The 20,877-nt window shown below is 59.1% G+C and carries 15 protein-coding genes; all 15 read right to left on the bottom strand.

Going from position 1 to position 20,877, the window contains the following annotated elements:
• Positions 1-38 precede the first annotated feature (38 nt).
• The 15 genes from DKW72_RS09760 to aroE all read right to left on the bottom strand — a co-directional run bounded on the left by DKW72_RS09760 (position 39) and on the right by aroE (position 20,875).
• Complete coding sequence (locus tag DKW72_RS09760; protein WP_157960453.1) at positions 39-2,177, bottom strand: glycoside hydrolase family 16 protein; 2,139 nt, start codon at positions 2,175-2,177, stop codon at positions 39-41.
• A 26-nt stretch (positions 2,178-2,203) separates the two neighbouring features.
• The gene (locus tag DKW72_RS09765) at positions 2,204-4,747 is read right to left on the bottom strand and encodes a glycoside hydrolase family 3 protein (RefSeq protein WP_111642172.1); all 2,544 of its coding nucleotides are present in this window, start codon (positions 4,745-4,747) and stop codon (positions 2,204-2,206) included.
• 311 nt (positions 4,748-5,058) lie between these two features.
• Positions 5,059-6,555, bottom strand: a complete 1,497-nt coding sequence (locus tag DKW72_RS09770; protein ID WP_111642173.1) for a tryptophan halogenase family protein — start codon at positions 6,553-6,555, stop codon at positions 5,059-5,061.
• A gap of 22 nt (positions 6,556-6,577) precedes the next feature.
• The gene (locus tag DKW72_RS09775) at positions 6,578-7,585 is read right to left on the bottom strand and encodes a cupin-like domain-containing protein (RefSeq protein WP_111642174.1); all 1,008 of its coding nucleotides are present in this window, start codon (positions 7,583-7,585) and stop codon (positions 6,578-6,580) included.
• A gap of 3 nt (positions 7,586-7,588) precedes the next feature.
• Positions 7,589-8,323 (bottom strand): SapC family protein, encoded by a 735-nt coding sequence (locus DKW72_RS09780; protein ID WP_111642175.1) that lies wholly within the window; start codon positions 8,321-8,323, stop codon positions 7,589-7,591.
• Between the two features lie 25 nt (positions 8,324-8,348).
• The gene (locus DKW72_RS09785; protein WP_111642176.1) at positions 8,349-9,917 is read right to left on the bottom strand and encodes a tryptophan halogenase family protein; all 1,569 of its coding nucleotides are present in this window, start codon (positions 9,915-9,917) and stop codon (positions 8,349-8,351) included.
• A 121-nt stretch (positions 9,918-10,038) separates the two neighbouring features.
• The gene (locus DKW72_RS09790; RefSeq protein WP_111642177.1) at positions 10,039-12,987 is read right to left on the bottom strand and encodes a TonB-dependent receptor; all 2,949 of its coding nucleotides are present in this window, start codon (positions 12,985-12,987) and stop codon (positions 10,039-10,041) included.
• Positions 12,988-13,360: 373 nt separating this feature from the next.
• Positions 13,361-14,242 (bottom strand): SMP-30/gluconolactonase/LRE family protein, encoded by an 882-nt coding sequence (locus DKW72_RS09795; protein WP_157960454.1) that lies wholly within the window; start codon positions 14,240-14,242, stop codon positions 13,361-13,363.
• Positions 14,243-14,265: 23 nt separating this feature from the next.
• Positions 14,266-15,036 carry an SDR family NAD(P)-dependent oxidoreductase gene (locus tag DKW72_RS09800; protein WP_111642179.1) on the bottom strand — a complete coding sequence of 257 codons (771 nt, stop codon included), beginning with the start codon at positions 15,034-15,036 and terminating at the stop codon, positions 14,266-14,268.
• Between the two features lie 149 nt (positions 15,037-15,185).
• Entirely contained in the window at positions 15,186-16,751 is a 1,566-nt protein-coding gene (locus DKW72_RS09805; protein ID WP_111642180.1) for a sodium/sugar symporter, read from the bottom strand.
• Between the two features lie 56 nt (positions 16,752-16,807).
• Entirely contained in the window at positions 16,808-17,443 is a 636-nt protein-coding gene (locus tag DKW72_RS09810) for a 2-dehydro-3-deoxy-6-phosphogalactonate aldolase (protein ID WP_111642181.1), read from the bottom strand.
• Positions 17,430-18,356, bottom strand: a complete 927-nt coding sequence (locus DKW72_RS09815) for a 2-dehydro-3-deoxygalactonokinase (RefSeq protein ID WP_111642182.1) — start codon at positions 18,354-18,356, stop codon at positions 17,430-17,432. Before DKW72_RS09815 ends, DKW72_RS09810 begins: the two co-directional genes overlap by 14 nt.
• The gene (locus tag DKW72_RS09820; protein WP_111642183.1) at positions 18,356-19,123 is read right to left on the bottom strand and encodes an SDR family NAD(P)-dependent oxidoreductase; all 768 of its coding nucleotides are present in this window, start codon (positions 19,121-19,123) and stop codon (positions 18,356-18,358) included. The genes DKW72_RS09815 and DKW72_RS09820 overlap by 1 nt, the downstream gene beginning before the upstream one ends.
• Positions 19,124-19,238: 115 nt before the next feature.
• A complete protein-coding gene (locus DKW72_RS09825) occupies positions 19,239-19,961 on the bottom strand; it encodes a FadR/GntR family transcriptional regulator (protein WP_111642184.1) in 723 nt (240 codons plus the stop codon).
• 77 nt (positions 19,962-20,038) lie between these two features.
• A complete protein-coding gene (aroE, locus tag DKW72_RS09830) occupies positions 20,039-20,875 on the bottom strand; it encodes a shikimate dehydrogenase (protein WP_111642351.1) in 837 nt (278 codons plus the stop codon).
• Positions 20,876-20,877: the final 2 nt, after the last annotated feature.

Here is a 20,877-nt window from a genome sequence, read left to right on the forward strand (position 1 = left end):
AGCAGAGCCGCCGCCCGAAGGCGGCGGACTTGTACCTATCAATCGTTACCGACGACCCAGCGAACATTGGCCAGACGGAACACCACACCGTTTTGATGGTTGATGCGGGGGAAAATACTGATGGGCACATCGACCCGTTGCAGCTGCAGACCTGAAAGCGCCGATATGGGGATCGAAATGGTTTCCCATTCACCCACGGGCGGCGCGTCCACGGGAATTTCCACCGAACCGCAAGGGTAAATGCAATCGGCTTTCACCAGGAAGCCCTCGGTGTTATTTCCCAGATCAACAACCTTGAGGTCAAACTGTAGGCTACCGCCCTGATAGCTGCTCAGGTTCTGAGCGGTTTCGGACTGCAAATAAATGGTGCCGAAGCCACTACCAAAGCTGAATTGAAGGACATCACCCAGCTCGCTGTCGCTGACGATACCCCAGTCGATAACCTGGCCGGCTTCTTCATAGCGCCCTACCCCGGGGTTATCCCAGGGCGCTACCAAGGCGCCATCGACGAAAATATCCATGCCTTCTATACCTTCCGGCACGGTGCCATCCAATTGTGGATCGACGGCACAGGGATCGAGGCAATCGATCGAGACATTGTTGATCTGAATGTGTGCCGTGCCACCAACCGCTTCGACTACAAAGGGTGCGACAATATCATTGTAGATGACCGCACCTGACTGATCGCCGGTATCTGTGCCGACCATTTCCGAGAAACGCACCGCTACCGTGACCCACTCATCGTTTCCCGGAATGTCGATACTGTGATAGCTGACGTTGGGCCAGCCACTATCGACTTTTACCAGCAGCTCGGTCTCGTCTTCAATATCGACGACCCGCAGATCAAATTTGATTTGACCGCCCGCTTCCACACCGTTAAAGCTGAGGCCATCCTCCAGGTACTCGCGTTCACTGAGATCCTCGGTGAGCAGGAAGGCGTTGGACGGACCGTTGTACTGAATATCCCAGACAGTGCCGTGATCGGTCTCCAGCGCCGGATCCATCACCAGGTTACCGGGTGATTCTTCCCAGGCGCTGGGCACCAGATCGATGTCGAAATTCATATCGTAGGCACGTACTCTGACGCTGGCATCGCCATCGTCATAGAGCGAGTAGCTGCGCAGGGTGCCGCCGTCGCCAGACACCATTACGCCGTCGTCGACATTGGTGGCACAGCCGCGACCGGTACCATCTTCAGCAGGACACTGATAAACACGTACATAGTCCACCGCCATCATCTGCGGGAAGGTGGTCTCGGCGTCCGGATTGCCGGGCCAGTTACCACCCACAGCCACATTCAGAATCAAGTGAAAGACTTCATCAAAAGGCGCGGCACCTTCACCCAGCTGGAAGCCCTGTTCCTGGCCGCCCCAATAGAAGGTAAACCAGCCATCGTCGGTCTGGGTAGCGTAGTGAATATCGTCCACATACCAACGGATTTCACCTTCCTCCCACTCGATGGCGTAGGTGTGAAACTCCTCCCAGATAGGCATGTCCGGCTCATACGCGGCACCGGTGTAGACGTTGTCGGGCCACATGCGCCCATAGTGCAAGGTGCCATGAATTTCGTTGCCGCCGGACGCATTGGTGTTGACCGCCTCGAAGATATCAATCTCGCCGCTGAGCGGCCAGGTGCCATGGACATTTTCGGTCGGCAACATCCATATGGCGGGCCACAAGCCCTGCCCCTGCGGCATCTTGGCGCTGACTTCGATGCGCCCGTATTTCCAATCACCTTTATCCTTGGTGCGCAGACGTGCAGAGGTGTACTGACGGGTCACCGACTGATCATCCGGGTTGTAGTTGGGGTCGTCGTCGGTCACACCCGGTCCGCTGAAACTCTCCTCGCGCGCAACGAGGTACAAGGTACCGTCTTCGACGTAGCTGTTCTCTTCGCGATCGGTGTAACACTGCAACTCGTTGTTGCCGCCACCCCAACAGTTGACTTCGTGGGACCACTTGTCAAGGTCGATACTGTCACCTTCGAAGTCATCGCTCCACACCAACTCCCACTCGTAGGTTTCCGGCGGTGCGACGCTACTGCTGCTACTGCTCGCATCGCCGCCGTTATTGTTGCCGTCGCGCGCTGGTGGACGCACTTCCGAGCTGGCGCCGCAACCGCCGAGAATCAGCGCGAGGGCGGTGAGTCCTACCGCATTCTTCATCATGCTTTTCATCGTTATTGCCTCTTTATTATTGCCGTTTACTGTACACAGGTAACGTGCGCTTCACCGTCCACATCGATACTCACGCGATGGAAGGTCAAGTCCAATTCACCTTGGGTTTGAAGCGAAAAAGGTGTCAGCACAAGCGCCGGTTCGACCCCTGCCTGCTCAAAGCAGGCCAGCTCGATCGACAGCGTCTGCCAGTCGTCCTCAGCACTCAAATGCTCGGTGATATCCAGCGCACCGCCACAGCTTTCGCCGCAGTTCATGGCCATCATCACGCTTGCGGTCGGTGCCTTGTAAACCCGGTAATCCAGATGTAAAACCGCTCCTTCCTGCAGATAGGGCGTCAGGTTGGTGCGCTGACTGGAGGTGAGACGCACAGTCGCCAGGCTCTGGCCCAACCACTGCACACGACGGCTGTCTTCCTGCACCAGTCGGTCGATCGACTGCAGACGAATACCCGGCAGGGTGGCGCTGCTACCGGTAACCGGCAGGGCGGCACGGGTGCCGTCAGCGATTTCCATGTGCCAGGGGTCCATCGCGCGATCGCGGAAAATATCCAGCACCTGGGTGCCGTCGGTATCGCTAATTCCGCTCTCTTCTGACAGTGATTCGGTCATCGTCGGCGCATCGCTGTAGCGCAGACCATAGCCGTAGGGAAACAGCGGATCATAACCATCGGCACCCTGATTCAACGGGGACTGAACGGCGGTTTTGGGCCAGGAGAACGTCAGGCGACCCGTGAAATCGTGGTTTACCTCACCGTTGGCATCACGCAGGATGACGTCGGCGATACCGGCACCTTCCGTACCCGGAAGCCAGACAACCGCAAACGCATCAGACGCATTCAGGAAAGGGTTGATCCACAGGGGGCGGCCGGTGATGAACAATGAGACCACCGGAATGTCTTGCGCCTGGAGGTCGCGAATCATCGCCAAATGCCGCTCGTCGCTGTATGCCAGATGACTCAGGTCGCCCTGCATTTCAGCGTAGGGATCTTCGCCGAAGACCACGATGGCCACGTCGGGTTTTTCATCAAACTCGCCGGTTTCGTTCAGCACAGCCGTGCCACCAGCGGCGTTAACTGCCTCGGCAATGCCGTCAAAAATGGAGTCGCCATTGGGGAAGTCATCGTTGCTGTTGCCGGTACCCTGCCAGGTCAACGTCCAACCGCCAGACTGCTTGCCAATATTGTGTCCGCCGTCGCCAGCAACCAACACGCGGCTGTCTCGCGCCAGGGGCAGGATGCCGTTGTCGTTCTTGAGCAGGACCAGGGATTCGCGCACGGCCTGGCGCGCGATTGCGCGGTGCTCAGGGTGACCAAGCACCTCGGCCTGACCCGCGTATTGACGCTCGGACGGTGTGCCTTTCTCAAACAGACCCGCACGCTTCTTGACCCGCAGAATGCGGCGCACCGCATCGTCCAGACGCTCGAGGGTGATCTCACCACTTTTGACCTGGGCCAGGGTGTTGGCGTACAGCACCTTCCAATCATCCGGCGCCATAAAGATATCGACACCGGCATTGAAGGCCTGAGCACAGCTGTTGCGAGTGCAACCATCCACAAACTCATGACCGTTCCAGTCACCCACAATCACGCCATCAAAACCCATACGCTCCTTGAGAACCTCGGTGAGCAGGTAGTGATGGCCGTGGAGCTTTTCCCCGTGCCAGCTGTTGAAGGACGCCATGATGGTCTGCACACCGGCCTCAATCGCGGAGAAATAGCCGGCGCCGTGAAGGTCGCGCAGGTCGGCCTCGGCGTCCACCGCATCGCCGCGGTCGATCCCCGCTATTGTGGCGCCGTCACCGATAAAGTGCTTGGCCGTGGCAATGGCGCGGCCACCGGCCAGGAACTGATCGCTGCCGGGTTCGCCCTGCAGGCCGATCACGGCTTCGCCCGCATAGGCGTTAACCAGATCCGGGCCTTCGGCATAAGCCTCATAGGTGCGGCCCCAACGGTCGTCGCGGGCCACCGCGACGGAGGGCGAAAAATTCCAGTCTTTGCCGGTCACAGCCATTTCCCGAGCGGTGGCGGCCATGATCTCGCGGATAAGGTCGGGGTTATTGGTGGCCCCCAAGCCGATATTGTGGGGGAAAATCGTAGCGCGATAGACGTTGTTGTGACCGTGGACAGCGTCGGTGCCCCACATGATCGGAATGGCGAGGCCGCCGTCGCGGGTATCCATCGATGCCTCAAAGAAGGCATCAGCTATTGCGAGCCAGTCGGCGGGCTCGGCGTACTTGTCATCGTTCGGGAAAGAACCGCCGCCATTGAGAAATGAGCCGATATGGTAATCACGTACATCCTCTGGCGTCGTGGTCCGCAATTCTGGCTGGATCACCTGGCCGACTTTCTGCTCAAGGGTCATCCGGGCCAGGAGCGCGTCAACCTCCGCCTCCAGTTGCGGGTCTTTGGCGACTCCGCTGGCGACTTGTGGCCAAAGGTTGACGCTGGTGGCAACAGCGCCGCTCACCTCGGTGTCGGCACTTGACGAAGATTGTTCGACGCCGCTACAGCCCGTGATCAGGGCAGCGGCCAGCGAAAAGATCATTAATGGCTTTGTTGGTTTTATCATCCCGTTTCTCTACTTTTGGTGCCGATGTGTTCGTCGTCAGCGATCCGGCCAAGCGGTCACTGGTGAATGTGGAGCCAGTCTGGCCTGCCGACTGGGGCTTGTCGTCCCACTTTGGAGCACGAGGAAAATCGGGGCGGGTCACTTTCTATCGACCAAAGTGGGACTCACGCAGCCCAGTAATGGCGGGCCCTCCCGCCAGTCAGCCCACTTTCTTTGGGACGCCGATGGCACACCGGATGTAACCGGTAACCCCGCGAGCAGGAGATTTTTTCATCAGGAGAGGCCGCGCCGGGAAGCCGGCGCGGTCGTCGTCAGGAAGCCTTGCGCAGGGACCCGCAATAGCGGTCGATAAACGGCTGGTGGGAGGGCAGTTGGCGAACAATACGGCGCACCGAATCCCGGATGCTGTCGAGGAAATTGGTCAGCTCCTGGTCGGTCATCATATCGACGATCGGGTGGTAAGCCTGCGGGGTAATTCCCTGGCCCAACATGACCTGAGTCCAGGAGTTTTCACCGAACAACTCGGTGGGCACCTTGAAAACCCGGGCGGTTTTGCGGAACAGCTCAATCCGGTGAGCGAGCGATTCGGGTATTTCCATGTTCCGGCAGTAACGCCAGAAGGGGCTGTCGTCCCGCTCGGTGACGCAGTAGTGAAGAATGATGAAGTCGCGGATATTCTCGGATTCAAACCGGGTCTGCCGGTTGTATTCATTGATGTCCTCTTCGCACACCGCGTCCTGGGGAAACATCTGCAACAGGCGGATGATGCCGCGCTGGATCAGATGAATGCTGGTGGACTCCAGGGGCTCAATAAAACCACTCGCCAGACCCAGGGCAACACAGTTTTTGTGCCAGGCTTTGCGACGGATACCGGGCTGGAATTTGATCACCCGGGGCTCCGTGATCGCCTCGCCCTCAACATTATCGCGCAGCACTTGTGCGGCCTGCTCATCGGACCCATAGCGACTGCAGTACACCAGGCCGTTGCCAACCCGGTGCTGCAAGGGGATGCGCCACTGCCACCCGGATTCGCGCGCGATGGCGCGGGTGTACGGCAGCGGATCCCGCACCGAGCGGGTCTGCATGGCCACAGCGCTGTCGCAGGGCAACCAATGGCGCCAGTCCTCATAGCCCACGTGCAGCGCCTGCTCAATCAGCAGCCCCCGAAAGCCGGAGCAGTCGATAAACAGGTCGCCCTCAATGGTCTGCCCGTCTGCCAGTGTCAGCGAACGGATATCGCCGCTGCTGTGGTCCAGGTTCACCTTGTCAATCTTGCCTTCAATCCGCGTCGCCCCGTGTTTCTCCGCCATTTTCCGCAGGAATTGTGCATAGAGGCCCGCGTCCATGTGGTAGGCGTAGTTAAGGCCGTTGCTGGGCAATACCGCAAACTTTTCCTCCCGTGCCGCGAGGTGCTCGGTGCAGTAGTCACCATAGTCCGAAACAATGCCGCGCTCCGCACCTTTGAGCCAGAAGTGCTGGAAACTCGCGGCCCAGCAGTCTTTTCCGGTAAAGCCAAAAGAGTGAATATAGTCTTTGCCGATACCGCGCCAGTTTTCAAACTGAATGCCCAATTTGAACGTGCCCTGAACTGCCGCGACAAATTCCTGTTCGTTGATGTCCAGCAACCGATGCAGGGTGAGCAAAGTCGGAATGGTCGCCTCGCCGACACCGACGGTGCCGATGGCATCGGATTCGATGAGGGTGATATTGAGATGTTTACCCAACAGTTTGGCCAGGGAGGCCGCGGCCATCCAGCCCGCTGTGCCACCGCCAGCGATGACAATGTTCTTGATACCTTGAGACGCCATGACTCACCTCGTTATGTCGTAATCAGCGATTGAGTTTGTTCAGCAAGCCGGCGCGCAACCGACGCGCCGTGGTTTCATCGAGCGCGCCCAGTATGCCCCGGGCCTCCTCGGGGATATGCTCAGCCGGATCCTCGTCGCCGAACACATAATGGTCAAACAGCGCGCGCCAGGCTCGACGCTGAGCCCTGGGCAGGGCGCGGATGCTCAGCAGGGCATGCTCGAGGGCATTCATGGGCGTGCCCGTGTAGCCCGGCGTGGAGCGCCACCAGTAGTTGATCAGAATGTTGTAACTGTCGAGACTTTCCACCTGGTGCCACCAGAGACTCGGAATAAAGAGCGCATCACCGGGCGCCAATTCGACCGTCAACGCCGCGCGCGCCGCTTCGCGGAATTTCGGAAAGCGCTGGTAATCCGGATAACGCATGTCCACCAGGCTGACAGGCTGGCCCGAAGGCGTTAAATCCAGTGGACCGACGTAGAGGTTCTCCACTTGTTCCGGTGGAAACAGGGTAAACCGACGACGCCCGGCGCAACACAGCGCCAGGTTGTCCGGAAAATCGAAGTGCGCTGCGACCCGGCTGCGGTTACCGATCCAGATACTCGCCAGCGGGTTCTCGGCCGGAACGCCAATATCGTTGTCGGCGCGCAGCCCCGGCAGCCAGCGGTCAATCAAGGTCGAGCCCAGATAGAGTGTCGGCGCCTGCGGGTCGTCCTGATAGTGCAGCAATCGATCGAGGAGCTGCTCCAGACGTGCGCTGATCGTCTGGAAATTGAATCCGTCGAAGCGGTCGTTGTAAAAGATTCTGCCCTCAGCCTCGGACGGCAGCTGGTACACAGTAACCGGCTCGCCCCGGTAAAAACGACGGAGGTAGGCGTCGACCTGCGCGGCGGATGCCTCAGCCGCCTGCACCAGCGGCCAATGCTTCACCAGTCCCCGGAACACCAGAGGCTGGTGCGCGTCGCGCAGACAGGTCCGAAGTTCTGCGCCGACGTCCGCCAGTGCTTCCACTTCGCGCAGGGCCGCCGTCACCGTCTAGGTCTCCCGCGCCATCTGCAGGTTTTTGCGCTCAATCAGGTCGCGAATATGGGACTGGGACGCAATCGCCATGTAGATGGGCTGCAACCAACCGGCCTCATTGAGCGCCGCGAGTTGATCTCCACCGAGCTTGGCAAGCGTGTCCTCGTTGATGGTGTAAAAGCCCTGAAGCTGATGGTTGCTGCCGTCATTCAGTTCAATATCGAGGGAAAAGGACTCCAACAGCTCGTGCTCAAGCAACGCCGCAATAAATGTGGGCGCTCGCTCGAAACCCTGGTGCATCAGCTCCAGAGCGGAGGCCACTTGTTCCAGGTAGGGGCTGTTGCCGCCGTATTCCAGGAACAGGGACTCGCCTTCGGTTTTACTGATCCGCGGACTGTCCATATCCAGATGAATCACGCGTTGCGTTTTGCTCACCCCGTCTTCCTGAAATTCCTGAAAACCGATCAAAAACGGCTGGCGAACGATCCCGAGGGGGATGTAAGTCGCGTCCCAGCCGCGATCGCTCAAGAACAGATTCTCACCGGTTGAAAAACCGAACATCGCCGCCGCCTGAAACTGACCGGTCGCGTTGTCCTTATAGAAAAAGATCGGATAGTGCGCCTGGACACTGCGAAACTCATCCGGAAAGGTGGGCGAGAACATCACCTGATCGCCGTACTCGGCGGCGCGTTTGGTGATTACCCGCAATTCCTTGTGGTCAATATTGTTCAGCAATTGATGGCTGGTCATGATCGGTCTCCAGGGCGTTATTCGGTCAAATGGTCTGTAAGCCGTAGGCGTTGATTTTTTTCAGTAACGCCCGATTGCTCGGTAAGCAGCCGCTGAGTTTCTGGGCGTCTGCCCGGGTTTGTCTGAACAGCTCACCTGCCCGGGCGCAGGCTTTCTGGTCGCGCCGCCGCCGATGCGGAAACGGCGCGGTGCTGAACCCCATGCCGTAAAGCACATAGGCAAAACTCGCACTGGGAAACATCTCCTCGGCATGCACAGTATCCTGACGCCAAGGGTAGTCGTGACGCCACAGCAACAGCTGCTCCGCAAGTGTATCCGGCACACTACTGGCATCGAGGTTGTCCCGCCAGTAGTCGCTGTCCCGGCGCTCACTGAGCACATAGTGCAGCTTCAGAAAGTCGATGATACGCTCCCAGTGGTAGAGAAACCTGCGATTGAATCGCCCGGCAACCACGTCCATAACCTGCCGGTTGGATGGCAGCTGTTCGGCGATCATGGTCGCGGATAATTCAACCAGCACCAATGCGGTCGCTTCGAGCGGCTCGAGGAACCCTGCTGAGAGCCCAACCGCGACACAATTGCGGTGCCAAAACTCGCGCCTGTGCCCGGGATTGAACGACAGCTTGCGCAGCTCGACCCGTTCGGCGTCCTTGCCGATGGTCGGTGCCAGATAGGCGCGCACAGCAGCTTCAGCCGATTCATCGGTGCTGTGGGCACTGGAATAAACGTAGCCAACGCCCCGCCGGGTGGGCAGGCCAATGTCCCAGACCCATCCGGCGCGCTGAGCCGTAGAGAGCGTGTGGGACACGATGGGCGCGTCCGGCTGGGGATAGTCCACCTGGACTGCGAGTGCGGTATCGTTGAACAGAACACCACGCTTACTGACGTAGCCAATACCGTAGTGCTCGCCCAGCAAACGGGCGGCAAGGCCGGTGCAGTCCACAAACAGATCACCTACAATCGGCTCGCCCTGATCAATCAAAAGCGCGCTGATATCGCCATTGTCCGCACTGCGAACCCCTGAGACATGTGCCTTTATGTGGGTAACCCCCAGGGTTTGCGTGCAGTGGCGACGAAGAAAATCCGCAAACTTGCCGGCATTGAGGTGATAGCCGTAGTTGAGCGCAAAGGCATACTCGGGGGTACTGATGGTCTTGGGCGCCAGGTTACCGTTGCATACCGCCACCTGTGGGCAGACGGCCTCAGCGTAGCTCACCTGATCACGCACCTGCTGCCAGGGCACGGCCAGATTGACCTCGGGGTATCCGGTCGGGAGGGTAAAGGGATGATAGTAATGGTCCGCAGGGGCATCTCCACCACGGATCCAGCCATTGAAACGTGAACCTTGCTTGAAGCTCACATCACACTGGCCAATAAATTCAGTTTCAGAGATCCCCATACGCTCAAGCGTTGCGCGCATGGAGGGCCAGGTACCTTCGCCCACACCAATCGGCTTGATATCCGGTGCTTCCACCAGTATCACTTCGAGCCCCTGGTCAGACGCAGCCGCATGCTCGGCGGCAATAATGCCTGCCGTGAGCCAGCCGGCTGAACCGCCACCGACAATCACTACACGCTTTACCTGATCAATCATGTCTCTGTACCGCTGTGAACGGCTGTTGGCCGCTCTTGTCATTATCGTGTTCGGAAGAGCAAATCCCGGCGGGCCAGAGGCCCGCCGGGAACCCGGACGTTACACCGTCAAGCCCGAGGGCTTAGAAAGTGTAGCGCACACCGAGGTTGTAGCGCGGCCCCAGTTGGGTCACATTCATGACTTGCTCCTTCGACCGGCTGTGCTGACGCATGTACTCATCACTGATGTTGATACCTTCAGCGAAGACAGTCAGCTGGGGCGTCACGTCGTAGCTCAGACTAAGATCGAACTGGCCGTAGGCTTCGACATACACCGGATTGGGGTAGCCGGTACCATGGGCACCCGCCGCGATGAATTTGTCGCGCCAGTTGTAAGCCAAGCGCGCCTGCAGGCCATCGCGATCGTAGAAACCGATCAGGTTGGCAGAATCACTCAGACCAAATAGCGGGTATTGCTCATCGAGCGACAGATCGTCAAAGTCGGTACCACTTTCAACCAGCGTCAGGTTGGCAATCACCCCAAAGCCGGTGTCGCCAAACATGTGCTGTACCGCGAACTCCCAACCGTAGACCACAGCGTCGCGCTCATTGATGGGCACCGTAACGTCGAAAATGATCGGGTCATCTTCACCGGGAATGCCAATGATCCGGTTGCCATCGACAAACTCGGTATCGCCGTAGTTTTCGAAGATGTAGTCACGGATGTCGTTGGCGTCATTGCCTACCGCTGCAACGGCTTCCTCATAGCGCGGCCCCTGAGCCGGATGGGCCAGGTCAAAGAGCTGTTCTTCGAGGATGGTACTGCCGATAAAGTTCTTCACGTCTTTGCGGAACCAGCCTGCCGAGACATAGCTGGCAAAGTCATAGTACCACTCCGCAGACAGGTCGAGATTCATTGACTCATAGGGCAGCAAGTCCGGGTTGCCGCGGCTGGCGGTGCCGCCATTGATGCGCGCGTTCTGAGCGACCGATGTGCCCCCCTGAATAGCGGAGTAACTCGGGCGCGCCAGACTCTCACTCAAGGAGGCCCTGACCAGAACGTCTTCGATCACTTCAACACTGACGTCGATACTGGGCATCAACTTGTTGTAGCCCCCGGTCAGTTCGGTGTAGTCCTGCTCCCCGGTGCCAATCAAACCAAACTCGTTGGCTGAAGCCCACACCACCCGATCAAAAACGGGAACGGCGGCGGTGGACGTGACGTTTGTCGACTCGTAGCGCATACCTGTCGCAACATTGACCGGCATGTTGTACACGTCGAAATCCATATTGAACTGGAAGTAGGCGCTGAAGGTGTCCTCACGTACGTACCGGTCGGTCTGGTTGGCGTAATCACTGGACGCGCAATACCAGGTACCGCAATCACCCGCTGGGGTGATACCAGGTTCCGGGTACATGTCAGTGGCCCGGCGGACCAGTTCATCAAAATCAAAACTGTAATACTCGTTGTGCAAGAGCGGGCTGTCACTGCCCGGGATATTGAAGCGGTCCGCAATCGTCTCACGGGTCCAGAAGTCAGCATCAATATCATCAGGCGTTCCCACGCCGCCCCACTCCTCACGCTGGACATTGGCATAGGCAGAGCGGTTGTGAACATCGGTGTGCATAACGCCGAAGTCAATGCTGTGCCCGCCGTCAAACTCCAGCTTGCCCGACAGGTGAATCTGGTCGATTTCCGAACGCATCATGCTGTTGCGGAAGGAGCTGCCCGCGACGAGAATATCATTCGGTTCTATCCCATCCTGGCCTTCAGGGTAGACGACCTGGAGAATCGGGAAGTCCGCGGTAAAGTCCGCAATCGTTTCGTTGCGCACCCAGGTGGCGACACCAAACGCATTATGGCTGCCGTAGGGGCTATTGGGACGAGATTCGGCGTCGGAGGAGTGCGCATCCAGTTCGAGGGTCAGACGGTCGTTGACAAGCCACTCGACATTGATACCCATCGAGTGGTTCTCATTTATACGCGCAAAATTACCCGCCCCCATGGCCAGATCGGCCGGGTTTTCAGTTTGTTCAGCATAGATCAGCGGTGACGAAATCGGACCATCGGTCCAGACCCCCGTGGACGGGCCAAAGTTGAACCAGGCTGACACATCCTGGAACTGTTGTTTTACGTCGAGTTTGGAGTAGGTGTAGTCGACCGTCGCGGTCACATTGTTCACCGGACGATATTGCAGGGCCAGTTGCCCGTTGGTACGGGTGCGCTGGACTTCATGAAACGCATAAGCCAGCTGCTGCGGCACCGAGTAGAGGTCATCCACCCCGGGGCGGTTGACATGCAAGTTCGGGTCTTGGGATATCCCGCCCCAACTGTTGGTATCGTCCTGATCGCCGGTGAATGTGTGCCAGCCCGCCGCTGTGGTGGCCACACGACTACCGCTCTCGCGCTCCTGGTAGCTGCCCGAGATTGAGATACCAAAGGTATCGTCGGCAAAGGTATTGCTGTAGATGCCGGAAACCTCCGGGGTGATATCGGCCCCCCGGCTGGTGGATTCGTCAATGACACCCTTGAGCCCGAAAGATGCACTCAGACCGGGGTTGTCCAGAGGGCGGTTGGTCAGAATATTGATGGTTGCACCAATACCCCCCGTGGGAATGGATGCCCGGCTGGTCTTGTATACCTCGACGCCGCTCACGCCCTCGGCGGCCAGGTTGGCAAAGTCAAAAGAGCGGGTCGCCGCGGCGGAGGTCTCCTCCAGCGCCGATGTGGGCATCTGCCGACCGTTAAGGGTGACCAGGTTGTAATCGGCACCAAAACCGCGCACCGTCACCCGGCTACCTTCGCCGTTGGCGCGATCGATCGATACCCCAGTGATCCGCTGCAGAGACTCTGCGAGGTTGGTATCCGGGAATTTACCGATGTCTTCCGCCGCAATGGCATCGACCACGCCCTGGGAGTCGCGCTTGATATCCATGGCGCGGTTCAAGCTGCCGAGAATACCGGTAACGACAACTTCCTCCAGAATGGCACCCTCATCCTGCGCCATGGCGGCGCCGCTGAAACCGGCCAATGCGTACGAACTGATCGCCGTCGCGATCAACTTTTTCTTGAAGCTAGAGTTCTTATTCATGAAGTTCTCGCCTTCTATCATCTGAGAATTATTATGCTTGCGATGCAACACTGCCCTCAGGGCAGTCCTCACCGAGCGTCTGATCGTTAGAGCCGGGCAGAGACCGCCGGGAAACGCCTCGCGCTTCGTTGCAGTGAGATGCCCTTTCAACACGCCCTGCCACAATTCCATAAAGAATGGCGAGCGTCGTCCCACCTTTACCCCTGGGGAAAAGGTGGTCAGTCTCACTTCAGGCGAAGAAAACGGGAAATGCGCCAAGGCGCGCCGCAAAAGGGCTTTGCGGTATTCAGGGCATTGGGGCCAAAGGGCCTGGAGGCAATGTCCCACTTTCTCTTTTCCATAGTGGGACGCCGGGCATCAGGGCGGGAATGGGCTAGGGACGGTAGAAATCACAGGGCAAACCCTGGGTATCCGACGCGAAAATAAACAGGTGTCCCGCTTCGGGTTGCGCCTCAAGGTCGGTCTCATCCAGTCCGACCCGAGCACTGGTGACCAATAGCCAGCGCAGATCCGGGCCACCAAAAGCGACGCAGGTAGGCTGGGACACGGGAAGCGGCAGCGTCAGCAATCGGTTGCCTGCGGGGGAATAGCACCCGACACTGGCGCCCTCCCACTCCGCATTCCACAGATTGCCGTGACGGTCGGTGACCGCGCCATCCGGCTCAATGGGTTCCGGTGTACACGCAAAAACCTGTCGGCCACTGGGGACGCCGGTGGCCAGATCGTAATCGTAGCGATAAATCGTCCGACGGCGCCCATCGGCGTGGTACAGGGTCTCGCCATCCGGGCTCCAGCAGAGTGCATTGGGAATCTGTAACCCGCCGAACAGCGGTTGCACCTGGTCCTGCTGCACCCCGTATAAAGTCCCTTCGGTGGCGGCTAGCGCGGGGGTCTCAACCATGGTTGCGGACAAAAAACGCCCTCGGGGATCTACCCGGCCGTCATTGAAGCGCATGCCAGGTCCCACCCCAGGGGACGCTGGCAACCATCGGCACTCACCGGTCTCGGGTCGGTAATGGGCAAAACCGCGATCGAAACTGGCGATCAGCCAGTCACTGGCCTCGACAAAGCCAAAAGCCGTAAGCCGATCCGGGGTCGACCAGTGTGACAAGGCTTGCGACTCGGGGTGGTAGCGATAGAGTGTCTGACCCTCGATGTCCGTCCACCAGATGGCCTGCTGGTGCGGGTGCCAGAGCACGCCCTCCCCTAACGCATTGGCCACGGGAACAACGGCGATCAACTCGGGGGTTTTCACGAACAAACTCCTGCGTGGGTTACTTAGAGGCGCCCACCGTCGATGACAAACTTTTGTCCGGTAATCATACGGGCGTCATCGGAGGCCAGAAAAAGTGCCATATTGGCGACATCTGAGGGCAAAATACGCTCTTTCAGGCACACTCTGTTCATCCACTCCTGCTCCGCCTCGGGCGTCAGCCATTTGTTGAGCTGGCGTTCAGTCACCACCCAGCCGGGCAGAATGGTGTTGACCCGAATGTTATCGCCGCCAAAGTCTCGCGCCAACGACTTGGTCAATCCGATCAGGCCTGCCTTGGCCGCATTATAGCTGGCCATATTGGAGGAGCCGCAAATCGCATTGATGGAGCTGAAGTTAATGACCGCTCCCCCACCGCTGCGAGCCATCATGGGATACACCGCCTGCGAGGCGAAAAAGGCGGGATCGAGGTTGACCGCCAGGCTGCGATACCAGCTTTCTGCGGACAGGGTTCGGGTGTCAAAGCGCTGGTCATTGGCGACGTTATTGATCAAAATCTGAACATCGCCACAACGGGCCTTGGTCAGCGCCAGGACCTCGCGCAGATCGTCACTTTTGGTCACATCGCCGGGGTAAAAGTGAACCCTGGCCTCCCCGAAGCGCTCCGTCAGGCGCGCACATAAGCGCTTACCAACCTCGGCTTGCAGGTCAATAAAGGAAACACAGCAACCCTGCTCGACAAAGGCTTCCACCAGTGCCTCACCGATGCCGGTGGCTCCGCCTGTGATAAATACCACTTTGCCATCCAGACTCGGATAGCGGGTCGACTGCATCATGGCGCGCGCGATCTCTCTCGGCGCCACCGGTGTCGTCGGTGCCGGGGCAGCACACCCCAACCGGCCAGCAGCGCTTGTTATTGTCTGATTTCGTGCGTTAATCCTAGCATCAAATCGTCCTCAATGCTGTGTCCGGTGTTATTTTTTGGCTACCACCAGGTCGCGTAAAGTGCCACCAGTATCAATACCACACCGGCACTGAGCAGGTTAAAGCTGCCCGAAGTCTGGAAGCTGATCCCATTCAGATCAATGGCGTTGGGCTGGCGCCGCGCGCCGCCGGCCAGGGTGACGACCACAGACAAAAGCACGCAACTGGCAAATACCAGCCCCACCCGATCGAGGAACGGCAGGCCGGGCCAGAACTTCCACAGCAGTGCCGACAAAACCACCGAGGCGATGGCGGCGACCAGCGCCGATGTGGCTGAGGCTTTTTTCCAGAAAAAACCCAGAAGAAAGATGCACACGATGCCCGGGGTGAAGAAACCGGTAAACTCCTGAATAAACTGAAATGCCTGGGGGAAATTGCCCAGCAGTGGGCGGGCAATGATCACCGCGATCACCATTGCACCGCAAGCGACCAGACGCCCGATCATAACCTTGCGCCGCTCACTGGCATCGGGAGCTATCAGGCGACCATAGATGTCGATGGTGAAGATGGTTGCGATGCTGTTGACCATCGACCCCAGGGAGGAGGCGATGGCCGCCACCAGTGCCGCGAAGGTGATCCCTAACAGCCCCTGCGGAACCAGCTTCATCATCTCCGGGTAGGCCTGATCCGGGCGCGCCAGCTCCGGCGTCAGCATGGCCGCCGCCATCCCCGGCAGCACCACGATAATGGGCATCAGCAACTTCAGGTAAGCCGCAAAGGCGATACCCTTTTGCGCTTCCTTCAGGCTTTTGGCGGCGAGTGCGCGCTGGGTGATGTACTGATTGAACCCCCAATAAGAGAGGTTCATGATCCATAAGCCCCCCACCAACACCGTCAAACCGGGCAAATCGATATAGTGCGGGTGATCGGGCTCGAGGATCATATTGAATTTTTCCGGTACCTCCGCGAGCATGATCGAGAAGCCCTGAAAGGCCCCCGCGCCATCGGCAATTTGATTCAGCGCCAGGTAGGACACCAGCAGGCCCCCGAAGATCAGCAGCACCACCTGGATGATATCGGTCAGCGCCACCGCCTTGAGGCCACCGTAGATGGAATAGCCCACCGAAAATACCGCCAGAAACACCAGACCGTACACCAGCTCAATACCGGTAATGGCGTTGATCGCCAGGGCGCCCAACCAGAGAATCGAGGTCAAATTGACCAGGGTGTAAAGCGCCAGCCAGAACACCGCCATCACGATCCGCACCCGGTGATCGTAACGCTGCTCCAAAAATTGGGGCATGGTGGTGATGCCCTTTTGCAGAAAAATCGGCAGAAAGTACTTGCCGATGATCAGTAGGGTCACGGCCGCCATCCACTCGTACGAAGCGATCGCCAAACCGATGGCAAAGCCCGATCCTGACATGCCAATTATTTGCTCTGCAGATATATTGGCTGCAATTAATGATGCCCCAATGGCCCACCAGGGAAGGGATTTGCCGGCGAGAAAATAATCCTGGGTATTTTTCTGGTGCCCTTTCTTTTCACGTGACACCCAGAGTGCGAGCGCCACCAAGCCGACGCAATAGAGGCTGAAAGTCACAATATCCAGAGTCGATAAAGCCATTGTTGATGCTCCTGCAATTTATTGTTATCCGGCGCGTCGAACAGGGGTCAGGGTGATCAGGCCATCAATGCGCGCAACGCCGTCACCATCGCCTGCGCCTTATCCGCCACCTGCTGTGCGGTATCACCCGGGCGGTAAAGCTCACTCCCCATGCCAAACCCGGCGCACCCTGCGTGCCAATACGCCGGCATATTGTCCACAGAAACACCGCCCACCGCGAGCAGTTTTACGTCGTCAGGTAACACCGTCCGCAACTGCCGAACATGATCAATGCCATAGCTGGACGCCGGGAAGAGTTTCAGAAATCGGGCCCCTGCCCGATAGGCAGCAAAGGCCTCGGTCGGTGTCGCCACGCCGGGCACCACCTGCAGTCCCGCCCTCAGGCCGGCGCCGATGAGCGCCGGGTCGCAATGGGGGGAGACCGTCAACCGCCCCCCCGCACGGGCGATGCCCGCCAGCTGCTCAGGCTCGGTCACGGTGCCGGCACCGGCGACTATGCGCTCGCCCAACAGCCGGTGCAGCTGCGCCACACTCTCCAGCGCCCGGGGCGAGGTGATCGGCACTTCGATCAGAGAGATACCCGCTTCATGGAGGACCTGAGCGACCGCGGGCACCTCATCCGGGGCGATTCCCCGCAAGATCGCCACCAGCGGCAGTCGCTGCCAGTGGTTTTGCCATTCAACCGTTTGCATGGCAAAGCCGGGGGTTGAGTTTTTGTGCCGCGCGGAACAGGCCAGCAAACGCCAGGGCGGTGCCATCGTGCAGGTCGCAAGGTACTTGGTGATAGTCCATCGCAGCCTTGTAGGCCGCACCGACCTGCGGGCCACCAATAATCTGCACCCGGGCGCCGGGCGGCAGGTGCGACCGGTAGCCCACCACATCAGCGCCCACGATAAGTCCCGACAGGTAGGCGCTCGCCAGCTCCGGCGCCAGTACCCCGGCCAGAACCCGGCTGCGCGCCGCAAACAGGGTGTGGTTGAGCGCCTCACCCTGGGCGCTGCGCCCCAGCCCCTGGTAGAACGCATGCTCGTCATAACGCTGTGGGCCGCGCACCAGAACCCCCTGCGACGTCAGCAATGCATAGAGTTCGCCCGTATAAGCGGTCGAAAAATGCTGTAACTCGCCACCGTTCAGGTGCGCCCATTTGGTATGCGTGCCCGGAAGGCAGACAATTGTTTCAGCCCGGTTTGGGCTCTGGTGCCGGGACAGCCACCCCAACAGCTGGGTTTCTTCACCGCGCATGACATCGGGTTCACCCAACAACGACCGGCCCATGACACCGGGGACAATCCACGCTTTGAGCGCGCCGCTGGTGACCGGCACCAGGTGCTCAGGCAACCGGGAAATCGCCAGCGGAGCGCGGAGATAGGGGACTTCCTGCCAGCCGATGCTCGACCCGACCATGCCACACAGCACCACAGGCAGCTCGCCCTCCGCCCGCCGCCAGGGTTCAAGCTGCGCATGCAAGTAAGGCTCGAAGTCCGTCGCCTGGAGGACATTGCCCCCGCGGTCGGTAATCACCTGGCTCTGCACCTGACCCGACGCATCCAGCAGCGCCGCACGAAAGCTGCTCGAGCCCCAGTCCACCGCAATCATCGCAGACATCAGAGCCTGCCCCCATCAATAATGAAGTTCTGGGAGGTGATCAGACGCGAGTCTTCGGCGGCCAGAAACAGCACCATACGGGCAACATCGTCGGGCAGTAACCGCTCCGGCAGCATCACCTGCCGCATCCACTGGGCCTCAATCTCAGGGGTCAGCCATTGGTCCAATTGGCGCTCGGTAATGACCCAGCCGGGCAGCACCGCGTTGACCCGAATACGGTCCCGACCGAAATCCTGAGCCAACGACTTGGTCAGCCCCAGAAGGGCGGCTTTGGCCGTGTTGTAGCTGGGCATTTGAGGTGGGCCAAACAGGGCATTGATGGAACTGAGGTTGACGATTGACCCGCCGCCGCGCTTGGCCATCATGGGGTATACCGTCTGGGCCGCAAAGAACGCGGGGTCCAGATTGACAGCCATGCTGGCGCGCCACTGATCCGGCGTTATCTGGCGCGGATCAAAGCGTTGATCGTTGCCCACGTTATTGACCAGCACCGTGATGTCGCCCAGGGTATCGGCGCATTGCCGAATGGCCGCGCGCAGGGAGGCGACCTGGGTAACGTCCACGTGCTCGAAGCGCACCAGGGCGCCTTGGGCCACCAACTCACTGACCAGTGCCTCGCCCGCCGCCTGATCACAATCGAGAAAGCCGACCGCGCAGCCTTGGGCAACGAACGCCCGCACAAGCGCAGCACCGATACCGGTGGCACCACCGGTCACAAAAACCGTCTTGCCATTGAGGCTGGGATACTTGGCACAGGCCTCCGGCATGGCGGAGCTCCTCTTACGCAGAAATAGACAAGGTGACGTTATAAGACATATTTATCATATTTATAATGCCCAAGCACACCACGGCCGTCAAGAGGATGACCGACAGACGGTGGTGTCAGTGGGCGGCGGCGCGCTCGGCCATTGACTGGTCGATCAGCTCCAGCGCTTCGATCAGCAGACCGGACATGGCGTCGTGGGCGGCTTCCGGCTGGCCGGCCGCAATGGCGTCATAGACCTTTTCGTGGTCGCGGTAGCTCGCCATGGTCACACCCTTGATCTGGTTGGTACTCGCGATACTGACCCGCAGGGCGGTCTGAATAAAGTTGCGCAACTGGATGAAAAAGCGATTTTCACTCGCCACCAGAATCGCGGTGTGAAAGGCGATATCGGCTTCAAGGGGGTCGTCGTTGCCGCGCTCGGCTTCGCGCATCCGCTTGAGACCCGCTTCGATAGCGCGAATGTTGTCAGGGTTCTGTTTGCGCGATGCAAGAATGGCCGCTTCCGGCTCGATACCGATACGCAACTCGGTAAACTCACGCAGCAGTTGTAAAGAAGGGCGCGCCGACAGCGTCCACTGGAGCACGTCGGCGTCGAACATATTCCACTGGTTATTGGGCTGAACACGGATACCCTGACGCGGGCGGGACGAGATAAGACCCTTGGCCGCGAGCATCTTTACCGCCTCGCGAATCACACTGCGGCTCATATTGTAGCTGTTACAGAGTTCCGCTTCGGTCGGAAACGCCTCGCCGACACCGTAGCTACCCTGCACGATAGCACCACCCAAGCGGTGAACCACCTGGTGGGTCAGATTGCGGCTGGTGTCGAAAGTATCCATGTGCTGCCTATATATATGATAGTTACGATAATAGCCTTATCATAGCCTAAACCTCCCAACAATGTCCGCTGGCGGGATTATTTTTCGGCTTTTTCCTGCATTTGGCGGCGCAGAGCCACGATCACCGGCATGACTTCCGGCCGGATCTGACGCCACAGATAAAAGGACTCAGCCGCCTGGCCAACCAGCATCCCCAAACCGTCCGCCACCTGAGCCGCCCCGTGCGCTTGGGCCCAGGCCACAAACAGGGTGGGCTCGGCGGCGTACATCATGTCGTAACAGCAAGCGCCTTCAGCCAACAGGTCGTCCGGCAAAGGCGGCAGCTCTCCGGAAAAACCCGCCGAGGTGCCATTAATGACCAGATCAAACTGTTTCCCGGGCAGGCCATCAAACCCCAAAGCCTGCACCTTTCCCAGATCCTGAAAGCCCAACGCCAGTTGCTCAGCCTTGTGCAGGGTGCGGTTGGCGATGGTCACCGATTTGGGATTTTGTTCCAGCAACGGCTGCAAAACACCGCGTACGGCACCTCCCGCCCCCAGAATCAGAACCCGCTTGCCCTTCAACTCCCAACCCAGGTTGTGCATGTCGTTGACCATGCCAATCCCGTCGGTGGTATCACCCAGCAAGGTGCCATCATTTTGCAGCACCAGCGTGTTCACCGCGCCAGCCCGGCGAGCGCGTGGAGTCAGGCGAGCCGCGTAACTGTAGGCATCGAGTTTGAACGGTGCGGTGATATTCAAACCTTTGCCGCCATCGCCAAAGAAGGCATCTGCGGCCTGCTCAAAGGCCTCTGTCTCAGGCTGCTGCCGGGTATAAACCATGTCCTGGCTGGTCTGCTCAGCAAACTGCTTGTGGATCTGGGGCGATTTGCTCTGGGCAATGGGGTTGCCGAAAACGGCGTAGGTATCGGTCATGG

This window comes from Marinimicrobium alkaliphilum (assembly GCF_003259155.1).
GTDB classification, from domain to species: domain Bacteria; phylum Pseudomonadota; class Gammaproteobacteria; order Pseudomonadales; family Cellvibrionaceae; genus Marinimicrobium_A; species Marinimicrobium_A alkaliphilum.

Bases quoted from the DNA above. Each gene is read 5' to 3' on its own strand.
- DKW72_RS09760 (WP_157960453.1), bottom strand. From the start codon at position 2,177: ATGAAAAGCATGATGAAGAATGCGGTAGGACTCACCGCCCTCGCGCTG.
- DKW72_RS09765 (WP_111642172.1), bottom strand. From the start codon at position 4,747: ATGATAAAACCAACAAAGCCATTAATGATCTTTTCGCTGGCCGCTGCC.
- DKW72_RS09770 (WP_111642173.1), bottom strand. From the start codon at position 6,555: ATGGCGTCTCAAGGTATCAAGAACATTGTCATCGCTGGCGGTGGCACA.
- DKW72_RS09780 (WP_111642175.1), bottom strand. From the start codon at position 8,323: ATGACCAGCCATCAATTGCTGAACAATATTGACCACAAGGAATTGCGG.
- DKW72_RS09785 (WP_111642176.1), bottom strand. From the start codon at position 9,917: ATGATTGATCAGGTAAAGCGTGTAGTGATTGTCGGTGGCGGTTCAGCC.
- DKW72_RS09790 (WP_111642177.1), bottom strand. From the start codon at position 12,987: ATGAATAAGAACTCTAGCTTCAAGAAAAAGTTGATCGCGACGGCGATC.
- DKW72_RS09800 (WP_111642179.1), bottom strand. From the start codon at position 15,036: ATGATGCAGTCGACCCGCTATCCGAGTCTGGATGGCAAAGTGGTATTT.
- DKW72_RS09805 (WP_111642180.1), bottom strand. From the start codon at position 16,751: ATGGCTTTATCGACTCTGGATATTGTGACTTTCAGCCTCTATTGCGTC.
- DKW72_RS09810 (WP_111642181.1), bottom strand. From the start codon at position 17,443: ATGCAAACGGTTGAATGGCAAAACCACTGGCAGCGACTGCCGCTGGTG.
- DKW72_RS09815 (WP_111642182.1), bottom strand. From the start codon at position 18,356: ATGTCTGCGATGATTGCGGTGGACTGGGGCTCGAGCAGCTTTCGTGCG.
- DKW72_RS09820 (WP_111642183.1), bottom strand. From the start codon at position 19,123: ATGCCGGAGGCCTGTGCCAAGTATCCCAGCCTCAATGGCAAGACGGTT.
- DKW72_RS09825 (WP_111642184.1), bottom strand. From the start codon at position 19,961: ATGGATACTTTCGACACCAGCCGCAATCTGACCCACCAGGTGGTTCAC.
- aroE (WP_111642351.1), bottom strand. From the start codon at position 20,875: ATGACCGATACCTACGCCGTTTTCGGCAACCCCATTGCCCAGAGCAAA.